This window comes from Streptomyces sp. NPDC060064 (assembly GCF_042736455.1).
Lineage (GTDB): Bacteria > Actinomycetota > Actinomycetes > Streptomycetales > Streptomycetaceae > Streptomyces.
This window is the reverse complement of sequence record NZ_JBHWWF010000037.1, coordinates 50,158-72,367: the sequence shown is the minus strand read 5'-3', so window position 1 is coordinate 72,367 and position 22,210 is coordinate 50,158. Positions and strand designations below refer to the sequence as shown.

The window sequence follows — 22,210 nt, the reverse complement described above, 5'->3', positions numbered from 1 at the left end:
CGTGCCGTACGGCCTGCACTGCGATTACACTGTGACAGATGACGCCCATTCGTCACAACCGTTCGGACGGAGATGCCGTTCTCGACGCGGCACGCGACTGTGTCCTGGCTGTCGGCGTACGCCGCACCACCCTGACCGACGTGGCCCGGCGCGCCGGAGTGTCCCGTATGACGCTCTATCGCCGCTGGCCGGACGTACGGACCCTGGTCGGCGACGTGATGACCCGGGAGTGGATCGCACTCGCCGTCGGCACGATGACCGGCCCGGTGCCCGACGTCCCCACCCGGACCCGGCTCATCGACGGAATGGTCGCCGGAGTCGCCGCCTTTCGCGCCCATCCGCTCTTCCGCAAGATCATCGACGTGGACCCCGAGCTGCTGCTGCCCTACGTGCTCGACCACCGGGGCACCAGCCAGGACGCACTGCTGGGGCTCCTCACCGGTGCCCTGCGGGAGGGCCACGCCGACGGGTCCGTCCGCCGGATGAACCCCGACCTTCAGGCCCGCTCGCTGCTGCTCGTCGCGCAGTCCTTCACGCTCTCGCTGCGCACGATGACCGACGAAACCGACCCTGAACTCACCGAAGCAGCCTTCCTCGAAGAGCTGCGGACCCTTCTGGAGAGGACCCTTACGCCATGAGCCGCTCGAGTGGCCGTGCTCCTGCCCCCTCCTCGCTCAGCGCGGCACGCCGACGCCGCGAGCTCACCGAACTCGCCGACGGAGCCCACGTCGACGTCCTTGTCGTCGGACTCGGCGCGACGGGCGCCGGAGCGGCACTCGACGCCGCCTCACGCGGGCTGACCGTCGCCGCCATCGACGCCCATGACCTGGCCTTCGGGACCTCACGCTGGAGCTCGAAGCTCATCCACGGCGGACTGCGCTACCTCGCAACGGGCCAGCTCGACGTCGCCCACGAAAGCGCCGTCGAACGCGGCGTCCTCATGGAACGCACCGCCCCCCACCTGGTACGGGCCCAGCCCTTCGTCCTGCCGCTCACCCCACTGGTCTCCCGCGGCCAGGCTGCGCTTGCCTGGGCCGGCTTCAAGGCCGGCGACCTCCTGCGTGCCTCCGCCCGCACCTCACGCACCACCCTGCCCGCTCCCCGCACTCTCTCCACGGTGGAGACGCGGCACATGGTCCCGGCACTGCGGCCGACAGGCCTGCGCGGGGGACTGCTGTCCTGGGACGGCCAACTCACCGACGACGCACGCCTGGTGACCGCGATAGCCCGCACAGCGGCCGCGCACGGCGCCCGCATCCTCACCCGCACCCGCGCGCTCTCGCTCACCGGCTCCGGCGCCAGGGTCCGCGACGAACTCACCGGAGAGGAACTGGAGATCCGCGCCCGCACGGTCATCAACGCCACGGGGGTCTGGGCGGGCAGCCTCGTCGACGACGTACGGCTGCGCCCCTCTCGCGGCACGCATGTGGTCCTGCGCTCGGAGGAGATCGGCAGCCTCACCGCCGGTATGCACATCCCGATCCCGGGGGAACCCAACCGGTTCGTCCTCGTGCTGCCACAGGGTGACGGCCGGGTCTACGTGGGGCTGACCGACGAGCCGATCGACGGCACCATCCCGGACGTACCGGAAGTGCCCGAGACGGACATCGGCTTCCTCCTCGACGTGCTGGGCTCGGCCCTCGACATATCCATCACCCGGGATTCGGTGGTGGGAGCATTCGCCGGGCTGCGCCCGCTCCTGGACACCACCACGTCGGACACGGGCCGCACCGCCGACATCTCCCGAAAGCACGCCGTTGTGACGTCAACCCAGGGTGTGGTCACGGTCGTCGGCGGCAAGCTCACCACCTACCGGCGGATGGCGCAGGACGCCGTCGACGCCGCCGTCACCGGGAGCGGTCTGAGCGCCGACCGGTGCCGCACGACCTCGATCCCGCTTGTCGGCGCCGCCCCGCCAGGCACGCTCGCGACGCTTGCCGCGCCCCGACGCCTGGTCCGCCGCTACGGATCCGAAGCCCCGGCCGTCCACGCACTCGGCCTCGCCGACCCGTCTCTGGCCCTGCCCGTGGTTCCCGGACACCCCGTCACCGGCGCCGAACTGGTGTGGGCGGTCCGCCACGAGGGAGCCCTCGACGAGTCCGACATTCTCGACCGGCGCACCCGTATCGGCCTCGTCCCGCACGACCGCCAAGCGGCGTGCGAAGCCGCCCGCAGCGCACTCGCCCGCTGAGCTCACACCGAGGCCGCGTCCGGCCGGGGGCCGGTCCTCCTCGTTGCCTTCGAGGTGTGACCGGGCAGAGGTCCTGGCCGTGAAGCTCCTTGCGGGTCACTGAGCGGGGGCCGATGTACGAAGTCGCCGCTGTGCGCCCGCTCTGCCACTGCACCATGTCCGAAGGCATGCCGAGCCGCGGTGCGGCCGAGGCCCTCAACTCGGCCATGAAACCCGGCAGTAGAGCGTCCAACGCGAGCTGTCCGCCCTCGAGCAGCACATGGGCGTGCCTGCCCTGTGCGTGGTCCCCCGGCCCGGTGCTCGGCCTTGACGCCCTGCAAGCTGCGGGACCAGTGATGTGCCGCGCACCGGGACGGGGCGTCGTGTGGCGTGGCACGTATGGGTGGTGGATTCGCCCGAATGGCGGATGCCAAAGGCCAGGAGCACAGTGGAGTGGGGGCTCGGGCGGTGAGGAATCCCTTGTCAGGGGCCACTCCGCCGATGAGAGGAACCGACTCTGTGCGGAGGATCTCCGATGGCCAGTATCGACCGCCCAGGCGCGACCACTCTGGAGGAGAGCGCCGACGGGGACCGTGTGCGCGGCACGACCACGATTGCCGATTCCGTGGTAGCCACTATTGCGGGAATCGCTGTTCGGGACACGTACGGCATTCATTCTGTAGGTGGAGGAGCTTCCAGAGCGATGGGCGCGGTCCGGGACAAGATGTCCCGGTCCTCCGACCCCGGTCGCGGTGTCAAGGCCGAGGTCGGGGAGAAGCAGACGGCCATCGACATCGGTATCGTCGTCGAGTACGGCGTTCCGATCATGGAGGCCGCCAAGAACATCCGCAGCAATGTGACGGACGCCGTTGAGACGATGACCGGCCTGGAAGTCGTCGAGATCAACATCAACGTGCTTGACGTCTACGTGCCCGGCTCCGACGACGATGACGACGAAGGAAGCAGCGGAGTCAAGGGCGCCAGAGTGCGATGACGCCTGGCGGCCGCACGGTCGAATGAATGCAGTTGTCGCACGACAACCGCCGGGCCGAGGCTGACGGTCAACCACCTTTCGATCGAGGCGAGTTGACTGCCGCGCGACGGACTGTCCGGCTCAGCCCGAGCTCGGCATTCGGCTAGTCTCCCCAACTCGGCTGTTCGGCAAGCACGTTGTGGAATCATCCGCGTTTCCTGTACGACCTTGCCCAGGGCACGTCGCGTCGCCCCGGTGCCGAATGTGCCGTGACCTGGCCGGCAGTTCGCGGTGCCCCCCGCGCTCACCGCGGTCCTGGCCGCCATCGGCACGCTTCTGGAGCAGTTGCGCGCACCGTAGAGCGGGCCGTGGGACGCCGGACGCCGTATCGAGTGGGTCAGCGAACTCGCCTGCAAAATTGAGGAGTTGGCGGTCCTGCTGGCCTCCTTGCCGGACGCGCCGGGCCCTTCCGGCGTCCCGGAGGGGAACGCGTCCGCGCCTGCCTCCGTGCCTGTGCCGCAGCCAGAGCCGAGCGGGTACGCACAGGACGTATCTGCCGACCACGGCGGGCGGCCCACCGGCCGGCCACCCCCGCCCCGGCCGCGTACGACCATGTCAAGAAACTTTGACACGATGTCTGTGTTGCTTTACATTCGTGGTATGCCATTCGAAGAGAAGAGTGCATGGGTCATGGGGGTGCTCGCGGTCAGTACGTACGCGGGCTATCTCGTCGTCATTCTTGGGCGAACGGGGGATGCCCCTCTCGTCGAGGTGTCGTATGTGGCGACGTTGTTGTGGGCCTTGGGCATCTCGATCGCGGCGTCGATCGTGCTCCATATGCTCATTGCGATGTTCTCGCCGAAGGACGCCCGCAAGAAGGATCAGCGCGACAGGGAGATCAATCGGTTCGGCGAACACATCGGCCAGTCATTCGTCGTGATCGGGGGAGTGGCAGCGCTCGGTATGTCGATGGCCGAGCTGGACTACTTCTGGATCGCCAACGCGGTCTACCTGGCGTTCGTACTGTCGGCGATCCTCGGTTCCACGGCCAAGATCGTCGCGTATCGCCGAGGCTTCCAGTCATGGTGAAGCCCACCAGGGTCACGAACGCGATCCGGACCCTCCGGTTCGCGCACGGAGAGATGACGCAAGCGGATCTGGCAGAACGCATCGGTGTGTCCCGCCAGACCGTCATTGCCATCGAGCAAGGCAGATATTCGCCTTCACTCGAATTGGCATTTCAGATCGCCAGGGTGTTCACCGTCCCGCTCGACACTGTGTTCCAGTACCCGGACAGCGAAGGAAAGACACCATGAAGGCAATAGTCCGGGAGACGTACCGGTCACCCGATGGCCTGGAACTCAAGGAGATCGACAAGCCGGTCGTCGGCGATGACGACGTGCTCGTACGCGTTCACGCCGCCGGGGTCGACCAGGGAGTCTGGCACCTCGTCACGGGCCTGCCGTACCTCCTTCGCATCGTAGGATTCGGGCTGCGCAGACCCAAAACCCGTGTTCCGGGTCTGGACGTCGCGGGGCGTGTCGAGGCAGTCGGCCGGAACGTGAGCCGGTTCCAGCCCGGTGACGAGGTGTTCGGCACCTGTTCGGGCTCCTACGCCGAGTACGCCTGCGCGCGCCAGGACAAGTTCGCGCCCAAGCCGGCGAACGTCACCTTCGAGCAGGCGGCGGCAGTCCCCTCCTCCGCGTTTGCCGCCCTCCAGGGTCTTCGCCGCAGTGCACAGGTCCAGGCAGGGCAGAAGGTGCTGGTCATCGGTGCGGGCGGAGGCGTCGGGACGTTCGCGGTGCAGCTGGCCAAGGAGTTCGGAGCGAACGTCACCGGTGTGTGCAGCACGAAGAAGACGGACCTGGTCCGCTCGATCGGCGCCGACGACGTCATCGACTACACACGCGAGGACTTCGCGGACGGGCCGCGGCGCTACGACCTGATCCTCGACACAGCGGGTGGTCGTTCGTTGGCACACCTGCGGCGTGCTCTCGATCCGCGGGGAAGTCTCGTCATCGTCGGATCCGAAGGGGGAGGACGGTGGGTGCAGGGCGTGGACCGCGCGCTCCGGGCGGCGATGCTGTCACTGTTCGTGAGCCAGAAACTGCGGATGCTGGTGTCCACGGAGAATCAGGAGGACCTCCAGTTGCTGGGGAAGCTGATCGAGGCCGGCAAACTCACTCCGATCGTCGACAGGACGTACTCGCTGAGTGAGGTTCCCAAGGCCATTCAGTACCTGAGGGCCGGCCATGCCTGCGGCAAGGTCGTCATCACGGTGTGAGCTTTCCTGAGGTCCTGAACGCATCCGCGCCACCCGTCTGACGGCACCCAGGTGAGAGCCTCCGCCGGAGCGGGGTAGCCGTTCTCGGGGTACCTGTTCCGATGAGAGGTGGGAGGTGGGAGAAGTCGTGCATACCGAAATGTGGGTGGTGGTGGCCGTCGCCACGGTCCTGATCGCCACCACCGTCGTGCTGGCCGGCATGCTCGTGGTCAGACTTGTGAAGGCACGGCGGCAGCTGCGGGATGCCGGAATTCCGATGGAGAACAAAGCGGTCTTCTGGGGTGCCTTGATCTACCTGGTGAGTCCGGTCGACCTGCTGCCGGACCCGGTCCTGCTCGACGACATCGGCTTTCTGCTGCTCGCACTGCGCTCGCTCCAGGCTGCGACGCAGAGCGCGGACGTGGCCCGCCGACGCTGATGCGTACGAGCGGCGAGCGTCCTGTCGGCCTTGTTCTGGTCCGCGGCCTTGCCGGCCGGACGCGCGTACTGAACAGCTTCTTCGTCGTACGCGGGGCACGGAGAGCCGGGATCGGGTCGGCCCAACCTGCCGCCCGATGTGTGGATCTCGTTCGACGTGCCTGCGCAGACGTGCGGCCGGACCTGACGGAACGCAAGACATCGCCAGGGCCTTGCGGCACCGGCAGTAGAGAAAACAACCCCATGCCGGTGCCGCGGCCGACACGCGTGCCGGTGCGCTGGGTCAGTGCACGGGGTGCACGGGGTGTGCCTCCTCCGCCCCCGGGCGATCGAACTGGGTGCGGTACAGCTCCTCGTATCGGCCTCCGGCGGCCAGGAGTTCGGTGTGGGTTCCGCGTTCGATGACGCGGCCCTCCTCGACGACCAGGATCAGGTCGGCGGCCCGTATGGTCGAGAGCCGGTGGGCGATCACCACAGCGGTACGGCCCTCCAGAGCCTCCCCCAGGGCCTCCTGGACGGCCGCCTCGGAGGTGGAGTCGAGGTGGGCCGTCGCCTCGTCGAGGATGACGACCCGCTGGCGGGCCAGCAGCAGCCGGGCGATGGTCAGCCGCTGGCGCTCGCCGCCGGAGAGCCGGTAGCCGCGCTCGCCGACGACGGTGTCCAGGCCGTCGGGCAGTGAGGCCACCAGCCCGCTCAGGCGGGACCGGTGCAGGGCGTCCCAGATGTCGTCCTCGGTGGCGTCGGGCCGGGCGAGAAGCAGGTTGGCGCGCACGGACTCGTGGAAGAGATGGCCGTCCTGGGTGACCATGCCGATCGTCTCGCGGATCGAGTCCGAGGTCAGGTCGCGTACGTCGATGCCGTTCAGCCGTACGGAACCGCTGTCGGCGTCGTACAGCCGCGGAACGAGCTGCGCGATCGTGGACTTGCCTGCGCCGGAGGAGCCGACCAGCGCGACCATCCGGCCGGGTTCGGCGCGGAAGGAGACATCGTTCAGAACTTCCGTGCCGCCGCGGGAGTCGAGGGTGGCGACCTCTTCGAGGGAGGCGAGGGAGACCTTGTCGGCGGAGGGATAGCCGAAGCGGACCCCGTCGAACTCCACGGACACCGGCCCGTCCGGCACCCGGCGGGCGTCCGGCTTCTCGGCGATCAGTGGCTTCAGGTCGAGGATCTCGAAGACCCGCTCGAAACTGACCAGGGCGCTCATTACCTCGACTCGGGCGCCGGCCAGTGCGGTCAGCGGGGCGTAGAGGCGGGTGAGGAGCAGGGCGAGGGCGACGACGGCTCCCGGGTCCAGGCTGCCGCGCAGTGCGTAGTAGCCGCCGAGTCCGTAGACCAGGGCGAGGGCCAGGGCGGACACCAGGGTGAGGGCCGTGATGAAGACGGACTGGGCCATGGCGGTACGGATACCGATGTCGCGAACCCGGCGGGCGCGCGCGGCGAATTCCGCGGACTCGTCGGCGGGCCGCCCGAAGAGTTTGACGAGAGTAGCGCCGGGGGCGGAGAAGCGTTCGGTCATCTGGGTGCCCATGGCGGAGTTGTGGTTGGCGGCCTCGAGCTGCATCTTGGCCATGCGGGAGCCCATCCGGCGGGCGGGGACGACGAACACCGGCAGCAGGACCAGGGCGAGCAGGGTGATCTGCCAGGAGATGCTGAGCATGACGGCGAGCGTCAGCAGGAGGGTGACGAGGTTGGAGACGACGCCGGACAGGGTGTTGCTGAAGGCCCGTTGGGCCCCGATGACGTCGTTGTTGAGCCGGCTGACGAGTGCGCCGGTGCGGGTGCGGGTGAAGAAGGCGACCGGCATTCGCTGGACGTGGTCGAAGACCGCCGTGCGGAGATCGAGGATCAGCCCCTCGCCGAGGGTCGCCGACAGCCAGCGGGTGAGCAGACCGAGCCCCGCCTCGGCGACGGCGATGACGGCGATCAGCAGCGCGAGCCGGGTGACCGTGCCGGTTTCCTGGCCTTTGACGATCGCGTCGACGACGCGGCCCGCGAGCACGGGTGTGGCCACCGCCAGCAGTGCCGTGATCACGCTGAGCAGCAGGAACTGGTACAGCTGCCGACGGTGCGGCCTGGCGAATGAGGCGATTCGACGCAGGGTGGCCCGGGAGAAGGGCCTCCGGTCCTGTTGGGCGTTCATCGCGCTGTGCAGCGATGTCCACGCGGTGACTTCCATGTCCATGGGGTGCCGCCTCCGGAATCTGGTGGGCCGACGCGGTTCCCGTCGGCCGGTGTGGCCCGGGGCGCACCCAGAACGGTATGACCTCAACCTAGCTTGAGGTCAATTGATTCCTCTCGGTCCTCGCCGAGCCGTCAGGTGCAGCGGGTGTTGGCGACCCGGGCGAGGACCAGGTTTTCAAGCAGGCTCAGCCAGGGTGAGACCAGTGAGACAGTCCTGCCAGGCCTGTTCACTCAGCAGTGGGCGGAAGCGCGCGAACAGCACCAGGAGATCGGGCGCCCACTTCACCCGGAAGGCGGGGTCGATACGAACGATGTCCAGCTCATTCGCGACGGTGAGCTCGACGAAGTCCTGTCGCTGTTGCATGCTCGGCGTGATGGTGCGGCCGGTGAATCTGTCCCGGAAGGCGGCGTCGGTGTCCGCGAGCGTGGGGTACGACCGCTTCCGGTCGCAGCTTGCGTAGAGGTAGACGATGGACTCGGCCTCGGGGCCGATCACTGCCTCAAGTTCGGGGCGACGGTCGATCGGCAGAAGCGCTGTGGCGAAGCCGTCGGTTCCGTAGAACGCATGGCACAGCCCGGCCAGTCGGAGCGCAGGGCGGGCACTCCAGCGGTCGAGCTGTTGCTGCACCCTCTGAAGGTGGGCGAGTAGCGTGCCGCCGGGATGATCGAGATTCTCGGCTCCGCAGTCGCGCAGGAGATCGAGGGCGTGAGTGGTGCTTGCTGATGTGGGCACGCGGCCGGACTCCTTTCAGTTGTTCGGCAGGGGTGTTACTTGTCCAGGAGGCCTATTGCAAGGCCATGACTCCCGCCGCGGTGAGGCCGACGGTGACGATGAGGGCGCGCAGCGCGGCCGGTGGCAGCTTGCGGCCCACGCGTGCGCCCAGTACGCCGCCGAGGGAGGAGCCGACGGCGATCACTGCGGCGACGGTCCAGTCGACGTCGGCAACCGTGATGAAGACGACAGCCGCTATTCCGTTCACGATGGAGGCGAGAACGTTCTTCGCGGCGTTCAGCCGCTGCAGGTCTTCCCGAAGGAAGCTGCCGAAGAGTCCCATGAGAAGGACACCTTGTGCCGCTCCGAAGTAGCCGCCGTAGATGCCTGTGCCCAGTACGCCGAACCACATGGGGGCGCCGCCGTCATCTCGCCTGTGGCTCCGGTGTTGCTGCAGCCATCGGCCGAGCCGGGGCTGCAGCAGGACCAGCACGCAGGCGGTCAGGATCAGTACGGGCACTATTGCCTTGAAGGTCTCGGCGGGCAGTCTCAGCAGGAGCAGCGCGCCGATGAGCCCTCCGATGAGCGAGGCGCTGCCGAACCGGATCAACCGGCCCAACTGGCCTTTGAGCTCTCTGCGGTAGCCGTATGCGGCGCTCAGTACGCCCGGCACCAGGCCGATGTTGTTGGACATATTGGCCAGCACCGGCGGATATCCGAAGGCGAGCAGGGTGGGGAAGGTGATGAGAGTCCCGGACCCGACCACCGCGTTGATCCCGCCGGCGGCGATGCCGGCGGCTCCGATGGCCACCAACTCGATTGCTTGCACAATTCACCTTCCGAAGACGCGCACAGGGGCGGGCAGCTCGGGTGACCGGACAGTCTTTGCTCCGAGCCGGTTGGGTCGGCACCTGTTCAGGGAATTTCGCGGCGGTCCGGACCGTCACGAAATTGCCTGAACAGGTTGCCGCCCTGGGCCCAGAAGCGATCTTCGGTGACGGTTAAATCCCAAGTCAATCCTCGGGTTTCCTTGCAGACCCCCAAGGGATACCTTCACCTCGTGACTCTTGACGATCTACGTGTCTTCATTGCGGTGTGCAGAGCAGGCAGCCTCAGCGCCGTGGCCCGCGACCTCTCATGCACGCAGTCCGCGGTGAGCCAGCACGTCAAACGGCTGGAACGGGAACTGGACGTGAGCCTGTTGGAGAGGCATCCACGTGGTGTTGTGCCCACCTCGGCGGGGCGCATCCTCCAGGCAGCGGCCGCCGACGGTATCGGTGGCATCGACCTGGCCCTGCGCCGTCTCCAGGACCTGGTGCGCGGGGACGGCGGTTCGGTGCGGATCACCACGGGAGCGACGACCGTACGGCACTTCATGGCCGAGGCCATCGTCGACTTCCGCCGTCGTTACCCTCTGGTGAGCCTGGAGTTCGAGACGGAGAACTCCAGCCGTAGCTGCTTCGACGCGCTCGCCGCGCACGACCTGGACCTCGCCTGGATCACCATCGGGACCCCAGTCCGAGGCATCGAGCAGCGCCCCGTCGTCGAACTGCCCTGGGTGCTGGCTGTCAAAGCCGACGACCCGCTGGCGGCCAAGACCCACATGGACCCCGCGGACCTGGCGGACCTGCAGCTGATCCGCCTCCCCGAGAACTCGACATCCCGAGCTCATCTCGACGCGTGCTTCGCCGAGTTGGGAGTCCGATGGACCGCCGACACCGGTGTCGCCGACTGGGACACTGCCATCCTCCTCGCGGAGCTCGGCCTCGGCCACGCCGTCGTACCCGCCCTGCCCGGCCGCCACGGCGCCGAACACAACAGCGTCCGCCTGATCCCGCTTCCGGCACTGCCCGCCCTGTCCGCCGGTTGGGCGGTACGCCGGTGGGACGCCCTGAGCCCACTGGCCCGCGCCTTCGCCGATACCGTCGCCCAGAACTGCGCGGAGATGCCCGGGGTGCTCGCTGACCGGACATGAGCCGACGATCGGTTGGCTGACGCCCGGCGGCACGTCCGTGCCGGGACGCGGCTCCCGCCGATACGACTGCGGCCCACCACAGGATCTGCAGGGCGAAACCGAACCCCGGAGACCCCTGTCAACGGGTCAGAATCGCTGGGGAGTTGTTGCACGGCGGCTGGGGACGCAGGTGTCAACGGAGCCTCGGTCGGGCAGCGGGCCGGCGCCGCCCGAGCTCAGCGCCGCCCCGCGCGGCAGCCGGCGTCGTGGGTGATGGCGAACACATCGCCGCCCAGCAGCGCGCATCAGACGCTCAGCCGGGGGCACTCGGGGCTCAGGAGGCGTACCGCGCGCCCACACCTGAGGGAGGCATCGTGACGTCGACTTACGCACACTGGCGGGCCCGTGCTTCGAGATCCATGACCGGCCACTCCGCGGAGCAGGAGACCCTGACCGTCGCAGGACGGGCGGGCTTTGTCGCCCGTGGCGTGGTGTATGTCCTCATCGGCGTGCTGGCCGTCAGGATCGCTCTGGGGAGCGGTGGCGAGGAAGCTGATCGCCAGGGCGCGCTTCGCCAGGTCGCGGAGCAGCCCTTCGGGAGGGTGATGCTGTGGGCGCTTGTCGTCGGCTTCGGCTGTATGGCGCTCTGGCGGGGCGCCCGCGCGGTGATGACCAGGGGGCCTCGGCGGAAGGCCGCCTCCCGGCTGTTGGACGGTGGCCGGGCCCTCTTCTACGCCGCGGTCTGCTGGGCAACTGCCGCATTTGCCGCAGGGAGCGGCCAGGGCTCCAGTGGCGATGCGAAGTCTCAGGACTGGACGGCATCGGCGCTGAAACTGCCGTACGGACGTGTGCTGGTGGGCGCCGCGGGCTGCCTCCTGATCGGCATCGGCGCGGTGCTCGCCGTACGGGCGGCCCTGCGGCGCTTCCTGCGGCAGTTGGACACCGCGGCCATGAGCCGCCGCACGCGGCAGGTCGTGACCGGCCTGGGTGTGGGCGGCGGCGTGGCGCGCGGCACCGTGTTCGCCGCAGCCGGGATCTTCATCCTGGTTGCGGCGGACCGCTTCGACCCGCACGAGGCCAAGGGCATGGACGCGACGCTCCGCAGCTTCACGCACGCCCCGATGGGCCCGTGGCTCCTGGTCGCCGTCGCGGTCGGACTGATTCTGTTCGGCGTCTTCTCCTTCGCCTCGGCGCGGTGGCGCCGCCTGTGACCGTTCACCGGCGGCGGTCGTCGAGGCGGGCGGGGACCGGCCAGTGCACATCGGTCGCCCAGCCGAGCCGTTCGAAGAGGCGGATGGCGGCGGCGGTCGGGTCGAGCTGGCCGCGGTCGACGCCGTGGCGGGCGCAGGTGGGGTCGGCATGGTGGAGGTTGTGCCAGCTCTCCCCGAACGAGAGCAGCGCGAGCGGCCAGAGATTGGTCGCGCGGTCATGGCGGCGGGTACGGAACGGCCGTTCGCCGATCATGTGGCAGAGCGAATTCACGCTCCATGTCACGTGCTGGAGCAGGGCGATGCGTACAAGGCCCGCCCACAGCAGCGCGGTCAGCCCGTCGCGCACGGTGCCGCCGATGGCCCAGCCGGCCGCGAAGGGCAGCGTGAGGGAGAGCAGGCACAGCACGGGGAACGCGCGCGAGAGCGCGCGCAGGGAGCGGTCGGCGAGCAGGTCGGGGGCGTAGCGGCCCGCAGGCGTGCTGTCGGCCTGGAACAGCCATCCGACGTGGGCATGGGCCAGGCCGCGGAGCTGTCCGCGCAGGCTGGTGCCGTAGCGGAACGGTGAGTGCGGGTCGCCGGGCCGGTCGGTGAAGGCATGGTGGCGGCGGTGGATGGCGACCCACCCGATCGCATCGCCCTGGAAGCTCATCGACCCGGCCGTGGTGAGTGCGAGGCGCAGCGCGGGGGAGGCGGTGAAACTGCGGTGGGTCAGCAGGCGGTGGAAGCCGGCGGTGACGCCCAGGCCGGTGAACCCGTAGAGGGAGAGGGCGAGAAGAAGATCGGTGGGCCCGATCAGCCGTCCCCACAGCAGCCAGCCGCCGAGGAGGAGGGCCAGGAAGGGGAACAGCACGATGAGTGCGGTCACCGCCCACTGCCCGCGCTGGGCGGGCGAGCGCGGAGGCACAGCCTCACCCAGCGGGAAAGGCGCCGTACCGTCGTATGCGTCCGGCGCCAGAGCCGCTGCGTCGGGCCGTTCGGGTCGTTCGGGTCCTTCGGGTCGTGATTCGGGGCGTGCGTCGGGCCGTGCTGTGGTTTTCGTACGGGGGGACATCCGGGACTCCTCGGCCGTGTCGTGTGGTGTCGCGGCCGGGGGCTCGGGCTGCTTGGTGTGAAGTGCAATCGCGGTGACGGGCGGAGCTCGCGGCAGGTGACAACGTCCGTGAGCGTGGTCAGGTGATCAGGCCGGTGAGCGGTTCGGTTCCGTCGATGAAGGCGCGGGCGACGTCGGACAGTTGGCGGTTGTGTGCGCGGGCGTAGCCGCGTAGTGCGGTGAAGGCCTGTTCCATGTCGATGCCCTGGCGTTCGGCGAGCTTGCCTTTGGCTTGTTCGATCAGGACGCGGCTGTTCAGCGCGGTCTGCAGCTGTTCGTTGAGGAGGTTGCTGCGGTGGGTGGAGCGTTGTTGCAGGAGGCTGATGGTGGCGACGTCGGCCAGGGCCTGTGCGATGGGTGTGCCGACCGGGTCGAAGGGGCCGGGGTCGGTGCGGAAGAGGTTGAGGGCGCCGACGACTTCGTCCCTAAGACGCATCGGCAGGGCTTGGACCGCGGCGAACCCGCTGTGGTGGGCTTGCTCGACGAAGCGCGGCCAGCGGTCGGCCTCCCCGCTCAGATCGGGGACTGTCACGGGTGCGCCGGTGTGGAAGCACTCCAGGCAGGGGCCTTCGTCGTTCTGGAGCTGGAAGAGCTCGAGCAGGCGTACTTGTTCGCTGGAGGCGGCCATGACGCGGAGTTCGCCGTCCCGGTCCGCGAGCAGCACGCCGGCCGCGCTGGCGCCGAGCATGCCGACGCAGCGGTCGGTCAGCAGGCGCAGGAAGTCGATCAGGTCGAAGTCGGCGACCAGGTTGTCGGCCAGTTCGACGAATGTCTTGGCAAGGAGCTGATCATTCATCGTGTACACCCTCTGTCGAAGCTACTCCCGCCGGGGAGGGGCGGGAAGTGAGCACGTTCATTGGTCGGCTCCTGCGTCAGGGATCCTCGTCGGCCTGACCCGCGTCCGTGTCCGTGTCCGTGGCTGTGTCCGGGGGGAATTGGAGTCGGCGGGCGACCACGTCGGCGGCTACCTCGGCGAGCCGGCGTCCGTGGGCGTAGGCGTGGGCGCGCAGCCGGATGAATGCCTCCTCGATGCCGACGTCGAGCTGCACCGTGAGCATGCCGGTGGCCTGGTCGATCTCGGCCCGGTACCTGCCCAGGTCTTCGGAAGGCCCGTCCGGCGGGATCCCGACGGGTGGCGTATTCGACTCTTCGATCTGCACATCGAGCAGGACCAGGGTCGCGGTGTCGGCGAAAGCCATGGCATCGGCCAGCTCCTCCGCGGTCAGCTCGATGGGCAGGCTGGAGTAGAGGTCAAGGACTCCCGGACTGATCGCCCCGATCTGCAGGGGGAGCGCGAAGACCGCGCCCGCTCCGGCCTCCAGGGCCGCATCGGCGAATACGGGCCAGCGGCCCCGCACTTCACCGGCGCGCAGATCGGGTGTCAGAACGGCTGTGCCGAGGACGAAGGCGTCCACGCACGGCCCCTCACCGAGGGTGAGTTGCAATTCTTCCAGCTGCTCGCTGATGTCGTCGGTGCTGCACAAGGGGTGACTGGCTGCGGTCCGCGACATCGCGGACACCCCGGCCCCGCCGACCGGCAGGGCCGCCACGGCGGCGGTGCACACATCCACCACGCAGACCCGGGCACCACGCAGGGCCGCCTGCTCGGCCGCAAGCACGCGGATCCGTGCCGACCGGTTGCCGGTCATCGCTCCGGCCGCTGAGTCCGGGCATTGTGGGCGAGGCCGTCCGGAGTGGCCGCTGTTCGCTCCCCAAGGGCCAGGACCAGCGCCCGTGTCACTGCCGGGCCGGGCGGTCTGCGTACTTCTCCGATCTCTTGCCATCCCCAGGACTGGAAGGCGGCATACGTTGCGCGGTCGGCCTGATCCACCAGGGTCGCGCCGAGCGACGCCTGGTGGTCGGCGAGCAGTCGCTCCTGCAGTCGGCGGGCGAGGTCGCGGTCCTGCTCGTGCGGGTGGACCACGATCTCGGTGATGGCGAAGACATGCCCGGATGCGGTGAGCTGCTCGATGCTCTGCGGCAGCGTTCCGTCGAAGCCACGCCACCAGGAGCCGTCGCGCCGTACGGGGCATCCGAAGGCGCAGCCGGCCAGTGTGGTGGTCTCCGCGATCAGCATGGCGAACCCCGGCCTCCGGACGTCATCTGTGAGGCGGCGCAGAAAGGCCTGGCGGTTGCGGTACTCCTCGCCGGCGGCCGTGTCGGTGGACTCGACGTACAGGTCCGCCAGGTCCTCCTTCAAGCCCTCGGCCTGCCAGCGGTTGAGCCGGCGCAGGCGAATCGCGCTCATGGCGGACGACGCGTGATCTTCCCGCTCCCGCGGGCGTCTTCGCGAAGGGCGGGCCGTCACAGCACACCGCCCGTGGCGGCAGTGACGGCCGGAGCAGGCCCATGGGGGGCCGAGTGGAAAGGAGCAGACAGTTGGGCTGGAGTGATGGCGACGATGCCCTCCCGGCGAGGCGGTGGTCCTTGAAGGTCCGGAAGGCCGCGGAGCAGGAATCCGGAGCCGGTGAGTTCGACGAGCCGAGCCAGCGTCGGAGGCGGGTAGTGCAGTTGCAGGGCCCCACCCGCCGTCGTGGCGTGCTGCGACGCCTCGAGGAAGGCGTTGAGGCCGCTGCAGTCGCAGAAGGAGACGGGGGCCAGGTCGATGTCGACGGTGCGGATGCCGTCGCGCAGGCAGCGCTTCAACGTCTCGCGCACAAGCGGCGCCGTTTCCAGGTCGATCTCACCGGCCAGGGTGATCAGCGCCCGGCTCTCGCTGTCGTGCCGGTGGATGGTCAGTCGCGGTAGGGGCATGACGCCTCGGTTTCAGGGGGACCCGCCGGGCACAGTCAAGCGGCGGAGCCGGATTCCGGCTCCTCTTGGTGCGCTCCCGGTAGGGGCGTACTTTCGGCGGAGGCGGGCGAATGGCCGGTCCAACAGCCTGTGCACCAGGATCGGGACCCACCAGGGGATGCGCCGGGCGACCGGACTCAGGATCCGCTCCCCGCAGACATCTGTGCTGAGCAGCAACATGCCGCCGGGGTCTGGGACGTCTACACAGCAGAGTAGCCCTTGACCCGGGCCATGGACGGCTGGCAGCCAGCCATTCTCACTGACCGGGCGCTTCCCGACAGGCACCGGTGCCGCGTGTGCATATCTGCTGCACTGCACGGCACTTGGGCACAAATCGCGAAGTGCGGCGGCCGGTGATCCGGGCACGCGCGGCAGGGCCGAAGGGCAATCGGCTGCGGAGTCACGTTCGGAGCCGCCGACAGACGAGGGAAGGCATCGCTGCGCTCAGCGCCGGCGTCCGCTTTGCCGGGGGACCATCGGGGGCTTGGGGGCGACCGGTTGTGCGCGGTGACTCACTCCTACGACTCACTCCCCGCCCTCTCACTCCCGCGTTCTCACGACTCACTCCCGTGTGCGACGCCACGGCCGGAGCCGCCACAGTCCGCTCGTCGCGCTGCGTGCTGCGGCGGTCCGCCCTGAACCCTTGCCCGGCGGCCGGGCACGGCCGGAGGACAAGGTCGCGATGCGATCGTCGTGGCGCGTGGTGAAGAGCTGAATCGCCAGGACGCCCACGGCAATCATCGCCAGAAGCACGATCACCGTCGCGAAGATCTCCATGCCCCTCACATGCCTTCCGCCGGAGTCGCCACGTGGTCAATGACTGCCCCGGCGGGGGTACGAGAGGTCGGGCGGCGGGTGTCATGGCCGCCTTCGGAGTCCCAGACCGTCTCGCGGGTCGAGTCCCAGTCGGCCTCTGCCGCGATTCGGAAGAGCTCTGCCTCCTGTATCAGGCCGCTCGCGGTGAGACATTGCGATGGATCAGTGGCCGCGGCCATCAGCCGGGCGGCTGTGGCCGGGCCCGTCTCCGGCGGGATCACCAGCAGGTCCCAGCGGCCGGTGGTGTAGGAGAGCAGCAGCAGCTTGTGCGGGTCCTGCTCGGCCTTGAACCAGCCCACATGCACTACATGCCCGGCGACGGGCACTTTCCGTGGGATGACCGGCCAGAACGTGGGGTTCACCGTGACGCGGGTGATCCGCCCCCACAGCGGGTCAAGTAGTGCGGTGAGCGCGGGGAGTTCCGCCGTCAAGTCGCGGGAGCGTGGCCACCACGCACCGTCGATCAGAGCAGGAGCGGTGCCGGCCGGCGCCAGCATGAGTCGGAGGGGCAGCGAAGAGGTCCGGTCTTCGACCGCCGGTTTGTCCAACATGGTTGCGGTCATGACGCGGACCCTGCCCCGGGCCGGTTGAAACCGGCCCGGTGTCGTGAATCGCCGAAAACGACACCAGCGTGAAAGCTGGTGTACGAAGTGTCCTCGGTAAGTCCAGGGTACTCCTGGCCGGAGCCCGACGGACCGTAGCTGGGATACGGGCTGAAAACCTCTCAGCCCGTCGCCGCCGTCAGTAGATGGGACGCCGCCCGGCGCGCCTTCGCGTCGACGGCATCGTGATTGCGCCACTCGCGCATGTCGGCTGCCATGATCACGCTCTGCCAGGCCTCCTCGCGCAGGACCAGGTGGAGCAGTCCCGGGAAGCGGGCGTCGAACTCCTTGCGCCTCAACCGGTTGAGGCGTCTGGGGCCCTGGTCGCGCTGCTCGCCCAGACCGGCGGCGCCCAGCACCGACAAGTGGTGGCTGAGCGCCGACTTGCCGACGGGTACGTCGAAGCTGCCGCAGCCGCGCGTCCGGGGACAGCGCTCCGATGCCGGCCGATGCCGACCGACAGGGCGGGACCCCCGGTGCGCACCGGCCGGATTTCGGACAGTCCAGCATTCGCATGCGCCTCGGCAGTTTCAGCGGGCGATCGTCGGTGACCCGTAAGGGAACCGACAATCATCTGCGAATGGAGGAGGAACTCCCGTGGAGAACGAGAACTGGCGTCATGAAGCGGCATGCCTCGACGAAGACCCCGACCTGTTCTTCCCCGTCGGCAACACCGGCCCGGCTCTGCTTCAGGTCGCCGAGGCCAAGTCCGTCTGCCGCCGGTGCCCGGTCCAGGAGTCGTGCCTGGAGTGGGCCATGGCGCACGGCCAGGACTCCGGTGTGTGGGGCGGACTCGGCGAGGACGAGCGCCGGGCGCTCAAGCGCCGGACGGCCCGGCGGCGGTCCCAGGTGCGGAGCGCCGGCTAGCCGTGGTGGCGGAGACGTCGGGAGCCGCGTGCACGCTCACGGCGACCTGGCGGTTGGCCTGTTTGCCCAAGGCTCCGCAGTACGTCGGGGCGACGCCGACCGGCATACGGCCGTCCTTGGGAAACGACACATCGACCACCCAGGCACCCGGACCGATCAACGGCCCCCTCCGCTCGGGGATCCGCCGCGGCGACACACCAGTCACGAACTCCGCCAACTCGCGCCGCATACCCTCTACTTGGCGTAGATCCACAGGTCCAACATGCTCCCTGAGGAAGTCGTCGGGAAGACCTGACGGAGTCCTGCCTAGGTGGTGAGCAGGCGGTCGAAGAAGGACCGGTACTGCCGCAGGGCGATGCGTAGATCCTCGGTGGCGACCTCATTCCCCTGGTGCCATTGCCCTTCGAGCCTCTCTTTGTGGTCGGCGAAGGTCGAAGCAAGCAGCTGCATGACCTCGGCAACCAGCCCGTCTGCTGCCCGCACGGACTCCTGAGGGTCATCGACGAAGCCCTGCTGGATCTGGCTCCACCGCGAACGCAGCTCTTCCGCCTCCCGGGACCCGAGGAGTGGAACAGCTGCGTCCTCCTGCCCCGATCCGGCGGGCTCATGGGCGGCGGGCCGCTGGTCACCGGGCGCGTCCGTGATTCTGCTTCTCGGCTCCGCGCGGCCGGGCTCGGAGACCGGCATCGGGTCGTCCAGGGGCGGTGGCTCCGCAGGCTCTGTCTGGGGCCGGGCTATGTCCTCAGTGGAAAGCCTCTCCTCGCCGGGTGCGACACGGTCCTCGCGCCCGAATCCGCCTTCTCCCTGCATGTCGCTTCCACCTCCATGGACTGGTAAGTGACGGGATGTTGTAATGCTCGCCGGTCATCGGCGTCCTTCATCCGATGAAGTGGTGTCGTCCTTCAGTAGTTCCTCGAACAGTGCCCGGTAGTGGACCATCGCGCTCCGCAGTTCTTCTGTGGAGGTGTCTCTGCTGCCGGTGCGCAGGTTGATCTCGTGGGCCGCGCGGTAGTGCTCCAGCGTGCGGGCATGGTCGACAGACAGGTCGCGCGATTGCTGCTCGTACCCTTCGGTCGGGTAGCCGCGCTCGCTCATCAGGGTGGTGACAAGCCGGTCCGCCTCGCCCACGGCTTGGTCGGGGCTGTCCACGAAGTGCTCCTGCACGCTGGCCCAGTCCCGCGCGTACCGGTCCCGGACGGTCGACGGCAGCGCCCGGATTTCCAGATTCTCGTGGCGCTTCTCTCGTGCGGTCAGATCACGCTCGGCCGCTCGACGGCTGTCCTTCGCTTCGACGGTGCGTTCATATTCCGGCCCGAAGCGCTCCTGAAGTCGTCGACGCTGCGCCATGCTCCGCACGGCCAGCGCCACCAGGACCACAACGATCACGGCAACCACGATGATGACGATCGTCCACGTCGTGTCCATCGCATCCTCCACTGGGCAGCCGAGGGCAGGTTCCGAGTGCAGTGACCGAAGCGTCGCGGCCACCCTCGGGGTGCGGGTAGCTCGAATTTTAACAATCGGAACTAATCATGACAATTGTAGGGGAATAGGCTGAATCGCTCCTCCGGATGCCGGCGCTACTCCCGTCCGGCCCGACAGGGTGCGATCAACAAGGGTGACGGGTGGGTTGCTAGGGTCGCCTGCGCCTGTCTGTCCATCACCCCGTCGGAGGTAGCACCACCCGTGTCCGCAACTCCGCCCCTGCATGAGCCGATCGCGTTGGTTACGGACGCGCCCCGCAAGCGCAACCGTCTGGTCCTGCTGGGGCTGGTTGTCGTCCTCGCGGGGTTGGTGGCGTTTTCCGTCTTCGGTCCGCACGACTCGAAGGACGACGCCGGGACACTGAAGGCGGGCGACTGCTTCCAGAACACCGGGACCACAGAGACCCCGGAGGTCAAGAAGCTCGGCTGCACGGATGCCCACGCCGACTACACCGTGCTCAAGACCGTCAAGGACGCGGTCTCCGGCACTCTCGCGTGCTCGGACGTCACCGGCGCGACAGGTTCCCTCACCCAGGTCGGCGCCGAGTCATTCGTGGTGTGCTTCAAGGAGAGCAAGTAGAACAACGCGCAGGAGTCAGGCCGTTCGATCCGCAGCGCGTATCCGGGCGAGTGACGTCCACGTAGTCCCGGGGCGGCCCGGCGGCCCGGCGGCCACAAGCCCGCCGGGCCGCCCCTGCTGTCAGCCCGCGGCGGCGGACTTCCGCCGGGGCCGGCGCGCTGCGGGGGGTTCGGCGTCCTTACGGCCTTCCGCCCACAGGGAGCGCACATGGCCCAGGTGCCGAGTCATGCAGGCCTCGGCGGCCTTTGCGTCACCGGTCAGCATCAGATCGAGGAGCTCCAGGTGCTCCTCGGCGGACGGCAGCAGCTGGTCGCGCTCGTCCAGGGCCGTCAGTCCGTAGAGACGGGAACGCTTGCGCAGATCGCCGACCGTCTCGACGAGACGCTCGTTGCCCGTGAGACCGAGCAGGCTGAGATGGAACTGGCGGTCGGCCTCCAGGTAGCCGATGAGGTCGTGCTCGCGGGCGGCGCGGACGATCTCGTCGGCCACCGGCCGCAGCGCTTCCAGGTCCTTGCGGGAGGCGCTGCGGGTGATCCGGCCGACCATCGGCACCTCGATCAGGGTGCGGATCTCGGTGTACTGGTCGAGGTCGCGCTCATTGACCTCGGTGACCCGGAACCCCTTGTTGCGTACAGGCTCGACGAGGCCTTCGCGGGCCAGGTCGAGCATCGCCTCGCGCACCGGGGTGGCGGAGACGCCGAAGTCCTCCGCGAGCCCCGGCGCCGAGTAGACCTCGCCCGGGCGGAGTTCACCGGAAATGAGCGCGGCTCGCAGGGCGTGGGCCACCTGGTCGCGCAGCCGTTCCCGGGTCGTGATGAGGTTGCGCTGCTTCAGGTGCCCCATGGTGTTCCTTCCGTACTGCCGCGGATCACCAGGGTACAATGTCACGTTGCTTTCGCAGGTGCGAGGGTGTGGACGCGAGGACGTAGGTGCGGCCGGGGGAGTGGAACTCCAGGGTCGCGCGGTGCTGTTCGCGCGGTCCCACGGCCGGAGGACTGCGCACCGCGAAGGGCACATGGAAGTCGACGCCGGCGGACGCGGCATTGATCCGGCAGGGCGGCGGTGGTCACAGCAGGAAGCCTCCGGGGAACGGGTCGTCCGGGTCGAGGAAGTACTGGGCGGTGCCGGTGATCCAGGCGCGCCCGGTGATCGTGGGCACCACGGCGGGCAGCCCGCCCACGGTCGTCTCCTCGATCAGTCGGCCGGTGAACTCGGTCCCGATGAAGGACTCGTTGACGAAGTCGCGGTGCAGCGGCAGCCGGCCGCGGGCGTGCAGCTGCGCCATCCGGGCGGACGTGCCGGTCCCGCAGGGGGAGCGGTCGAACCAGCCCGGGTGGATGGCCATGGCATGCCGGGACCGGTGCGCGTCCGAGCCGGGTGCGGCGAGATATACGTGCTTGACCCCGCCGATCTCCGGCTGCTCCGGGTGGACCGGCCGGTCGGCGGTGTTGATGGCCTCCATGATCGCCAGTCCGGCGGCCAGCAGATCGTCCTTGCGGGCCCGGTCGAAGGGCAGTCCCAGCGCGTCGAGTTCGACGAAGGCGTAGAAGTTGCCGCCGAAGGCGAGGTCGTACGTCACTTTCCCGTACCCCGGCACATCCACCGCGCGGTCCAGGCCGACACAGAAGGCGGGCACATTGGTGAGGGTGACGGAATTTGCCGAGCCGTCCTCGACGTGTACGTCCACGGAGACCAGACCGGCCGGGGTGTCCAGGCGGACCCGGGTGACCGGCTCGGTCACGGGCACCATGCCGGTCTCCACCAGAACGGTGGCGACGCCGATGGTGCCGTGTCCGCACATCGGCAGCAGTCCGGAGACCTCGATATAGAGGACTCCGTAGTCGGCGTCGGGACGCGTGGGCGGCTGAAGGATCGCCCCGCTCATCGAAGCGTGGCCGCGGGGCTCGTACATCAGTAGCGTGCGGATGTGGTCCAGGTGCTCGATGAAGTGGAGGCGCCGCTCGGCCATGGTGGCGCCGGGGATGACGCCGACGCCGCCTGTGATGACACGGGTCGGCATGCCCTCTGTGTGCGAGTCGACGGCATGGAAGACATTGCGAGTACGCATGCGTGGGC

General features: G+C 68.8%; 26 protein-coding genes and 1 pseudogene. 11 read left to right on the top strand and 16 right to left on the bottom strand.

The window, feature by feature from the left end:
* Positions 1-38: 38 nt before the first annotated feature.
* The 7 genes from ACFWDI_RS33220 to ACFWDI_RS33190 all read left to right on the top strand — a co-directional run bounded on the left by ACFWDI_RS33220 (position 39) and on the right by ACFWDI_RS33190 (position 5,845).
* On the top strand, positions 39-638 hold the full coding sequence (locus ACFWDI_RS33220; protein ID WP_385309792.1) for a TetR/AcrR family transcriptional regulator: 600 nt from the start codon (positions 39-41) through the stop codon (positions 636-638).
* Positions 635-2,191, top strand: a complete 1,557-nt coding sequence (locus ACFWDI_RS33215) for a glycerol-3-phosphate dehydrogenase/oxidase (protein ID WP_385309791.1) — start codon at positions 635-637, stop codon at positions 2,189-2,191. The genes ACFWDI_RS33220 and ACFWDI_RS33215 overlap by 4 nt, the downstream gene beginning before the upstream one ends.
* Positions 2,192-2,705: 514 nt before the next feature.
* Positions 2,706-3,164 (top strand): Asp23/Gls24 family envelope stress response protein, encoded by a 459-nt coding sequence (locus tag ACFWDI_RS33210; protein ID WP_385309789.1) that lies wholly within the window; start codon positions 2,706-2,708, stop codon positions 3,162-3,164.
* Between the two features lie 639 nt (positions 3,165-3,803).
* Positions 3,804-4,232, top strand: coding sequence for a hypothetical protein (locus ACFWDI_RS33205; RefSeq protein WP_385309787.1), 429 nt, complete (start codon positions 3,804-3,806; stop codon positions 4,230-4,232).
* A complete protein-coding gene (locus ACFWDI_RS33200) occupies positions 4,226-4,459 on the top strand; it encodes a helix-turn-helix transcriptional regulator (protein ID WP_385309785.1) in 234 nt (77 codons plus the stop codon). The genes ACFWDI_RS33205 and ACFWDI_RS33200 overlap by 7 nt, the downstream gene beginning before the upstream one ends.
* A complete protein-coding gene (locus tag ACFWDI_RS33195) occupies positions 4,456-5,427 on the top strand; it encodes an NAD(P)-dependent alcohol dehydrogenase (protein WP_385309783.1) in 972 nt (323 codons plus the stop codon). Before ACFWDI_RS33200 ends, ACFWDI_RS33195 begins: the two co-directional genes overlap by 4 nt.
* Before the next feature lie 127 nt (positions 5,428-5,554).
* Positions 5,555-5,845 carry a YkvA family protein gene (locus tag ACFWDI_RS33190; protein WP_385309782.1) on the top strand — a complete coding sequence of 97 codons (291 nt, stop codon included), beginning with the start codon at positions 5,555-5,557 and terminating at the stop codon, positions 5,843-5,845.
* 282 nt (positions 5,846-6,127) lie between these two features.
* Here the strand turns inward: ACFWDI_RS33190 and ACFWDI_RS33185 are convergent, their stop codons facing one another.
* From ACFWDI_RS33185 to ACFWDI_RS33175, 3 genes are all read right to left on the bottom strand, one after another.
* On the bottom strand, positions 6,128-8,026 hold the full coding sequence (locus ACFWDI_RS33185; RefSeq protein WP_385309780.1) for an ABC transporter ATP-binding protein: 1,899 nt from the start codon (positions 8,024-8,026) through the stop codon (positions 6,128-6,130).
* Positions 8,027-8,200: 174 nt separating this feature from the next.
* On the bottom strand, positions 8,201-8,758 hold the full coding sequence (locus ACFWDI_RS33180; RefSeq protein WP_385309778.1) for a DUF6817 domain-containing protein: 558 nt from the start codon (positions 8,756-8,758) through the stop codon (positions 8,201-8,203).
* A 52-nt stretch (positions 8,759-8,810) separates the two neighbouring features.
* Entirely contained in the window at positions 8,811-9,566 is a 756-nt protein-coding gene (locus ACFWDI_RS33175) for a sulfite exporter TauE/SafE family protein (RefSeq protein WP_385309776.1), read from the bottom strand.
* A 231-nt stretch (positions 9,567-9,797) separates the two neighbouring features.
* Here ACFWDI_RS33175 and ACFWDI_RS33170 point away from each other — a divergent pair, with 231 nt between their 5' ends.
* Complete coding sequence (locus ACFWDI_RS33170) at positions 9,798-10,712, top strand: LysR family transcriptional regulator (RefSeq protein WP_385309774.1); 915 nt, start codon at positions 9,798-9,800, stop codon at positions 10,710-10,712.
* A 353-nt stretch (positions 10,713-11,065) separates the two neighbouring features.
* The gene (locus ACFWDI_RS33165; protein ID WP_385309772.1) at positions 11,066-11,902 is read left to right on the top strand and encodes a DUF1206 domain-containing protein; all 837 of its coding nucleotides are present in this window, start codon (positions 11,066-11,068) and stop codon (positions 11,900-11,902) included.
* 4 nt (positions 11,903-11,906) lie between these two features.
* On the opposite strand, the gene ACFWDI_RS33160 is transcribed toward ACFWDI_RS33165, so the two are convergent.
* The 8 genes and pseudogenes from ACFWDI_RS33160 to ACFWDI_RS33125 all read right to left on the bottom strand — a co-directional run.
* Positions 11,907-12,953 (bottom strand): acyl-CoA desaturase, encoded by a 1,047-nt coding sequence (locus tag ACFWDI_RS33160; RefSeq protein WP_385309770.1) that lies wholly within the window; start codon positions 12,951-12,953, stop codon positions 11,907-11,909.
* A gap of 118 nt (positions 12,954-13,071) precedes the next feature.
* A complete protein-coding gene (locus ACFWDI_RS33155; RefSeq protein WP_385309768.1) occupies positions 13,072-13,788 on the bottom strand; it encodes a GAF and ANTAR domain-containing protein in 717 nt (238 codons plus the stop codon).
* Positions 13,789-13,864: 76 nt separating this feature from the next.
* A complete protein-coding gene (locus ACFWDI_RS33150) occupies positions 13,865-14,641 on the bottom strand; it encodes a GAF and ANTAR domain-containing protein (RefSeq protein WP_385309766.1) in 777 nt (258 codons plus the stop codon).
* Positions 14,638-15,240: a hypothetical protein gene (locus ACFWDI_RS33145; RefSeq protein ID WP_385309764.1), complete on the bottom strand. Its 603-nt coding sequence runs from the start codon at positions 15,238-15,240 to the stop codon at positions 14,638-14,640. Before ACFWDI_RS33145 ends, ACFWDI_RS33150 begins: the two co-directional genes overlap by 4 nt.
* 56 nt (positions 15,241-15,296) lie before the next feature.
* Positions 15,297-15,746, bottom strand: a complete 450-nt coding sequence (locus ACFWDI_RS33140) for an STAS domain-containing protein (protein ID WP_385309762.1) — start codon at positions 15,744-15,746, stop codon at positions 15,297-15,299.
* A 600-nt stretch (positions 15,747-16,346) separates the two neighbouring features.
* Positions 16,347-16,562 carry a hypothetical protein gene (locus ACFWDI_RS33135; protein ID WP_385309760.1) on the bottom strand — a complete coding sequence of 72 codons (216 nt, stop codon included), beginning with the start codon at positions 16,560-16,562 and terminating at the stop codon, positions 16,347-16,349.
* A gap of 5 nt (positions 16,563-16,567) precedes the next feature.
* Positions 16,568-17,164, bottom strand: coding sequence for a DUF5994 family protein (locus ACFWDI_RS33130; RefSeq protein ID WP_385309758.1), 597 nt, complete (start codon positions 17,162-17,164; stop codon positions 16,568-16,570).
* A 275-nt stretch (positions 17,165-17,439) separates the two neighbouring features.
* Positions 17,440-17,625, bottom strand: a pseudogene (locus tag ACFWDI_RS33125) (transcriptional regulator); the annotation flags it as partial.
* A 175-nt stretch (positions 17,626-17,800) separates the two neighbouring features.
* Between ACFWDI_RS33125 and ACFWDI_RS33120 the strand changes: the two are divergent.
* Entirely contained in the window at positions 17,801-18,070 is a 270-nt protein-coding gene (locus ACFWDI_RS33120; protein WP_385309756.1) for a WhiB family transcriptional regulator, read from the top strand.
* On the opposite strand, the gene ACFWDI_RS33115 is transcribed toward ACFWDI_RS33120, so the two are convergent.
* The 3 genes from ACFWDI_RS33115 to ACFWDI_RS33105 all read right to left on the bottom strand — a co-directional run bounded on the left by ACFWDI_RS33115 (position 18,021) and on the right by ACFWDI_RS33105 (position 19,495).
* Positions 18,021-18,299: a transposase gene (locus ACFWDI_RS33115; RefSeq protein WP_385309754.1), complete on the bottom strand. Its 279-nt coding sequence runs from the start codon at positions 18,297-18,299 to the stop codon at positions 18,021-18,023. The genes ACFWDI_RS33120 and ACFWDI_RS33115 overlap by 50 nt on opposite strands.
* A gap of 77 nt (positions 18,300-18,376) precedes the next feature.
* Complete coding sequence (locus ACFWDI_RS33110; protein ID WP_385309752.1) at positions 18,377-18,880, bottom strand: hypothetical protein; 504 nt, start codon at positions 18,878-18,880, stop codon at positions 18,377-18,379.
* 54 nt (positions 18,881-18,934) lie between these two features.
* On the bottom strand, positions 18,935-19,495 hold the full coding sequence (locus ACFWDI_RS33105) for a hypothetical protein (RefSeq protein WP_385309750.1): 561 nt from the start codon (positions 19,493-19,495) through the stop codon (positions 18,935-18,937).
* Positions 19,496-19,756: 261 nt separating this feature from the next.
* Here ACFWDI_RS33105 and ACFWDI_RS33100 point away from each other — a divergent pair, with 261 nt between their 5' ends.
* Positions 19,757-20,134 carry a hypothetical protein gene (locus ACFWDI_RS33100; RefSeq protein WP_385309748.1) on the top strand — a complete coding sequence of 126 codons (378 nt, stop codon included), beginning with the start codon at positions 19,757-19,759 and terminating at the stop codon, positions 20,132-20,134.
* Between the two features lie 120 nt (positions 20,135-20,254).
* Here ACFWDI_RS33100 and ACFWDI_RS33095 read toward each other — a convergent pair whose 3' ends face one another.
* Both ACFWDI_RS33095 and ACFWDI_RS33090 read right to left on the bottom strand, forming a co-directional pair.
* Positions 20,255-20,977, bottom strand: a complete 723-nt coding sequence (locus ACFWDI_RS33095) for a GntR family transcriptional regulator (RefSeq protein ID WP_385309746.1) — start codon at positions 20,975-20,977, stop codon at positions 20,255-20,257.
* A gap of 223 nt (positions 20,978-21,200) precedes the next feature.
* Positions 21,201-22,202, bottom strand: a complete 1,002-nt coding sequence (locus ACFWDI_RS33090) for a proline racemase family protein (protein ID WP_385309744.1) — start codon at positions 22,200-22,202, stop codon at positions 21,201-21,203.
* Between the last annotated feature and the right edge of the window lie 8 nt (positions 22,203-22,210).